This window comes from Pseudoroseomonas cervicalis ATCC 49957, from assembly GCF_000164635.1.
Classification (GTDB): domain Bacteria; phylum Pseudomonadota; class Alphaproteobacteria; order Acetobacterales; family Acetobacteraceae; genus Pseudoroseomonas; species Pseudoroseomonas cervicalis.
Window position 1 is genome coordinate 100,680 of the sequence record NZ_GG770783.1, and the last position, 4,099, is coordinate 104,778.

Here is a 4,099-nt window from a genome sequence, read left to right on the forward strand (position 1 = left end):
CGCCCGCCGCCGAGGCGGACGCCGTGCCGCCCGCCGCGCGCGAGACCCTGCCGCGCGCCGGGCTGTTCCGCGTGCTGGGCCAGGATGTGCGGGGCTCCAGCAACAATGTCGTGGGCCAGGTCGTGAATGTGCTGGTCGATCCGGAAGGGCGGCCGCGCGTCGCGGTGCTGGATTATGGCGGTTTCCTCGGGGTCGGGCGGCGGCGCATCGCGGTCGCCTGGGCGGCGCTGAACTTCTCGCCCGACGGCATCCGCCTCGGACTCGGCCGCGACCAGCTCAAGGCCTTCCCCGAATATCGCGAGGGCGAGGACGTCACCTTCGCCCTGCCGCCGCCGGCCCGGCCGGTCGCGGCCAATCCGGAATAGGAGCGCGGATGGCGTCCCGACGCAGCCAGCGCGGTCTCGATGCGCTCAATTTCTTCGTGGCCGACGTGCAGACCGGCTTCGGGCCCTTCGTCGCCGTCTACCTGACCAGCCAGGCCTGGACCGAGGTGGAGATCGGCTTCGCCCTCAGCCTGGGCACGCTGACGGCGATGCTCAGCCAGGTGCCGGCCGGCGCGCTGGTCGATTCGCTGCGCCACAAGCGGCGCGCGGCCCTGGTGGCGCTGCTGGCCATCGCGCTCTCGGCCATCCTGCTGGCCGGCTTCCCCTCCACCCTGCCGGTGCTGGCCTCCGAGGTGCTGCACGGCTTCGCCAGCTGCATCCTCACCCCCTCGGTCGCCGCCATCAGCCTGGCGCTGGTCGGCCGCGCGGCGCTGGGCGAGCGGCTGGGGCGCAATGCCCGCTGGATGGCGATCGGCGGTGCCACCGCCGCCGGGGTGATGGGGCTGGTCGGCACCTATGTCTCGCCGGCGGCGGTGTTCTGGCTGACCGCGGCCCTGACCGTCCCGGCCATGGCCTGCCTGGCGATGATCCGGCCGGAGGAGCTGCACCCCCCCGCCCCGGACAAGCCGGAGGGCGCCGGGCAATCCGGCCTGCTGCGGCTGCTGCGCGACCGGGGCATCCTGGTCTTCGCCGCCTGCTGCATGCTGTTCACCCTGTCCAACGCCGCAATGCTGCCGATGGCCGCCGCCGCCGTCACCCGCAGCGTCGGCGACGAGGCCAGCCTGATCATCGCCGCCTGCCTGGTGGTGCCGCAGCTGGTGGTGGCCGGCATCTCCCCCTGGGTCGGCCGCATGGCGCAGGAACATGGCCGCCGGCTGGTGCTGACCGCCGGCTTCCTGGCCCTGCCGGTGCGCGGCCTGCTGCTGGCGCTGGTCGAGCATCCCTGGGCGCTGATCCTGGTGCAGGCGCTGGACGGGCTGAGCGCCGCGACGCTCGGCGTCATGCTGCCGCTGCTGGCGGCCGACCTGACCCGCGGCACCAACCGCTTCAACCTCTGCATGGGGCTGTTCGGCCTGGCGGTCGGCATCGGCGGCACGCTGAGCACCAGCCTGGCCGGCATGGTCGCCACCTGGGCGGGCGGGGCCACCGCCTTCGCCATGCTGGGCGGCATCGGCCTCGGTTGCGCGGCGCTGGCCTTCCTGGCCATGCCGGAGACCAAGGCGCCGCCGGCGGCGCCGTTGCCGCGCGGCCTGCCGGCGCGCTGACCGAGGCGCGCATGAAAAGGGGGGCGGCCTCGCGCCGCCCCCCACGCACCCGATGGCGCCGCCGGGCCCGGGCTATTCCTTCTGGTTCTTCAGGAAATTGCCCAGCTCGCCGGGGCCGGTGGTCTTGTCGCCGGGGCGGGTGGTGTCCGGGTCGCGGGTGGAATGGCCGGTCATCATGCCGGTCAGCTCGCCGAGCCCCATGCCGTGCCGCGCCTTCGGATCCTTCGCCGGCGCCGCCGGATCCGGCTTCTTGTCATCCTGGGCCATGGCCTTGCTCCTTGCTGTTCGGCCGCGCGTGGCGGTGTGCGGACAGAACGGGCAGTGCCGGGCGGCGGTTGCCGCGCCCGCCCGGCGGGCCTATTCACGCATTTTCGCCGTTAATCATGAAATTAAATCGTGAATTATCTTGATTGCGCGTTTTCCCCGTGTTGTTATCCGCGCCGTCATCGGGCGACTCTCGCCCCGCGGAGATTTGAGATGCAGCTTGCACCGCGTCACGAAACGCTAAAGCGCGACCCCTCCCGCCACGGCACGCGCCGTCGCGGGGATGGCCAGGCCCTGCGAATGCGGTGCTGTCGGCGCTGAGCGCCGGCCAGACCTCCCGCCCCATTCCCAAGCCCGCCATCCGTCCGCAGCCCGGCTGCGGCGAGGAGAGATCATGATCGCATCGCGTCCCGTCGATATCGGCGGCCGTTTCGTCGGCGTCGCCGTCGCCAGCCAGGGCTTCTGGTTCTTCAAGGCCATCGACCCGGTGGTGGACGACCTCGAAGGCGCCCGCTTCCCCAGCCTCGGCGAGGCCGAGCGCGTCGCCCGCCTGGTCGTGCAGCGCGCCCAGGACTGGAAGCCCGCCCCGCTGGCCTGAGCGCGCCCGCCGGACACCGCCCGCCAGAAAACCATCGACCGCGGCCCGGCCGGCGGCGCATCCTGTGCGTGCGCCGGTCACTGCCTGCTGTCCTCCGAACGAGCCCCATCAAGGAGAGTCCATGCAACGCAGAACCCTGCTGCGGGCGGGCGCTGGCGCGCTGCTCGCCGCGCCGCTGGCCGCCCCCGCCCTGGCGCAATCGCCCTGGCCGAACCGCCCCATCCGCCTGATCGTGCCCTACACCCCCGGCGCCGCGACCGACGCCATGGCCCGCCTCGCCGCGCAGAAGCTGCAGGAGCAGCTGGGCGTCACCGTCGTGGTGGAGAATCGCAGCGGCGCCAACGGCGCCATCGGCAGCCAGGCGGTGCTGCAATCGCCCGCCGATGGCTACACCCTCCTCGGCTCCGCCTCGATCCACCCGATGGCGAAATACGTGATGAAATCGGTGCCCTACGACCCGGTCACCGACTTCGTGCCGCTGGCCCGCACCGCGCGCGGCCCCTGCGTGCTGGTGCAGGACCGCCGCCTGCCGCAGACCACGCTTGCCGAGACCATCGCGGCGGTGAAGGCGCAACCGGGGAAATGGTCCTTCGCCACCTCCTCCCTCGGCGCCGCCGGCCATCTCGCCTCGATCGAGTTCAACCGCCTGGCCGGGACCGAGATCGAGATCGTGCCCTATCGCGGCTCCGCCCCGGCGCTGACCGATGTCGCCGCCGGCAATGTGCAGCTGATGTTCGACCCGGTGCTGGCCACCCTGCCGATGATCCGCGGCGGCCAGCTGCGCGGCCTCGGCATCGCGACCGCCGCGCGCACCGATCTGGCGCCGGAGCTGCCGACGCTCGCCGAGGAAGGCCTGCCCGGCTTCACCTTCTATTCCTGGTACGGACTCTGGGCGCCGCGCGGCGTGCCGGAGGAGATCGCGGCGCGGCTGAACCAGGCCGTGCTGGCCGGGCTGCACGAGCCCGAGACGGTGCAGCGCCTGGCCGGCCAGGGCTTCGAGCCGGTGCGCGAAAGCATCCCCGAGCTGGAGGCCTTCATCCGCGAGGATGTCGCGCGCAACGCCGCCCTGCTGCGCCTGGCGAAGTTCGAACCGCAATGAAGGCCGCGGGGCTTCCCCCCGCCGCCATCCCGCTCCAGCCTGCGCCTGTTCCGACCCTTCCAGGAGTGCCCATGCCCATCTCCGCCGCAGCCCCCGTCGATCCCGCCGACCACGCCCTGGTGCAGGACTGGTTCCGCGAACTCTCCGACCACGTTCAGGCCGTCGACTTCGCCGCCGCGCGCCACCTCTTCGCCGAGGACTTCCTGGCCTTCGGCACCTTCTCCGACTTCGTCTATGGCCGCGACCATGCCGAGGCCAACCAGTGGCGCAAGGTCTGGCCGACCATCGACGGCTTCGTCTGGCGGCTGGACGAGGTGAAATCGCTGGTCTCGCCCGACCGTCTCTTCGCCGTGGGGCTGGCCATCTGGGATTCCACCGGATACCGGCCGGATGGCGCTGCCTTCGATCGGCGCGGGCGGGCCACGGTGTCCTTCGCGCGCGAAGCTGTGGGCCAGCCCTGGATCGCCACCCACACCCACATGTCGCTGTTCCGCGGCACGCCGGATGTCTCGCACGGCAACAAGCCGTCGAAGAGCTGACCGCGCGGGAA

At 72.3% G+C, this 4,099-nt stretch carries 6 protein-coding genes; 5 read left to right on the plus strand and 1 reads right to left on the minus strand.

Annotation, left to right across the window (positions count from 1 at the left end; translation table 11 throughout):
* Both HMPREF0731_RS23335 and HMPREF0731_RS17760 read left to right on the plus strand, forming a co-directional pair.
* Positions 1-365 (plus strand): PRC-barrel domain-containing protein (locus tag HMPREF0731_RS23335; protein ID WP_007005571.1); only part of this gene is annotated, 365 nt, incomplete at its 5' end.
* A gap of 8 nt (positions 366-373) precedes the next feature.
* Entirely contained in the window at positions 374-1,588 is a 1,215-nt protein-coding gene (locus HMPREF0731_RS17760; protein ID WP_007005572.1) for an MFS transporter, read from the plus strand.
* 72 nt (positions 1,589-1,660) lie between these two features.
* Here the strand turns inward: HMPREF0731_RS17760 and HMPREF0731_RS17765 are convergent, their stop codons facing one another.
* The gene (locus HMPREF0731_RS17765) at positions 1,661-1,855 is read right to left on the minus strand and encodes a hypothetical protein (RefSeq protein ID WP_007005573.1); all 195 of its coding nucleotides are present in this window, start codon (positions 1,853-1,855) and stop codon (positions 1,661-1,663) included.
* Between the two features lie 391 nt (positions 1,856-2,246).
* On the opposite strand from HMPREF0731_RS17765, the gene HMPREF0731_RS17770 reads away from it, so the two are divergent.
* From HMPREF0731_RS17770 to HMPREF0731_RS17780, 3 genes are all read left to right on the plus strand, one after another.
* On the plus strand, positions 2,247-2,450 hold the full coding sequence (locus tag HMPREF0731_RS17770; RefSeq protein ID WP_007005574.1) for a hypothetical protein: 204 nt from the start codon (positions 2,247-2,249) through the stop codon (positions 2,448-2,450).
* Between the two features lie 121 nt (positions 2,451-2,571).
* The gene (locus HMPREF0731_RS17775; protein ID WP_007005575.1) at positions 2,572-3,549 is read left to right on the plus strand and encodes a Bug family tripartite tricarboxylate transporter substrate binding protein; all 978 of its coding nucleotides are present in this window, start codon (positions 2,572-2,574) and stop codon (positions 3,547-3,549) included.
* A gap of 71 nt (positions 3,550-3,620) precedes the next feature.
* Complete coding sequence (locus tag HMPREF0731_RS17780; protein WP_007005576.1) at positions 3,621-4,088, plus strand: YybH family protein; 468 nt, start codon at positions 3,621-3,623, stop codon at positions 4,086-4,088.
* Positions 4,089-4,099: the final 11 nt, after the last annotated feature.

Coding starts and splice junctions, on each gene's coding strand:
- HMPREF0731_RS17760 (WP_007005572.1), top strand. CDS start 374: ATGGCGTCCCGACGCAGCCAGCGCGGTCTCGATGCGCTCAATTTCTTC.
- HMPREF0731_RS17770 (WP_007005574.1), top strand. CDS start 2,247: ATGATCGCATCGCGTCCCGTCGATATCGGCGGCCGTTTCGTCGGCGTC.
- HMPREF0731_RS17765 (WP_007005573.1), bottom strand. CDS start 1,855: ATGGCCCAGGATGACAAGAAGCCGGATCCGGCGGCGCCGGCGAAGGAT.
- HMPREF0731_RS17780 (WP_007005576.1), top strand. CDS start 3,621: ATGCCCATCTCCGCCGCAGCCCCCGTCGATCCCGCCGACCACGCCCTG.
- HMPREF0731_RS17775 (WP_007005575.1), top strand. CDS start 2,572: ATGCAACGCAGAACCCTGCTGCGGGCGGGCGCTGGCGCGCTGCTCGCC.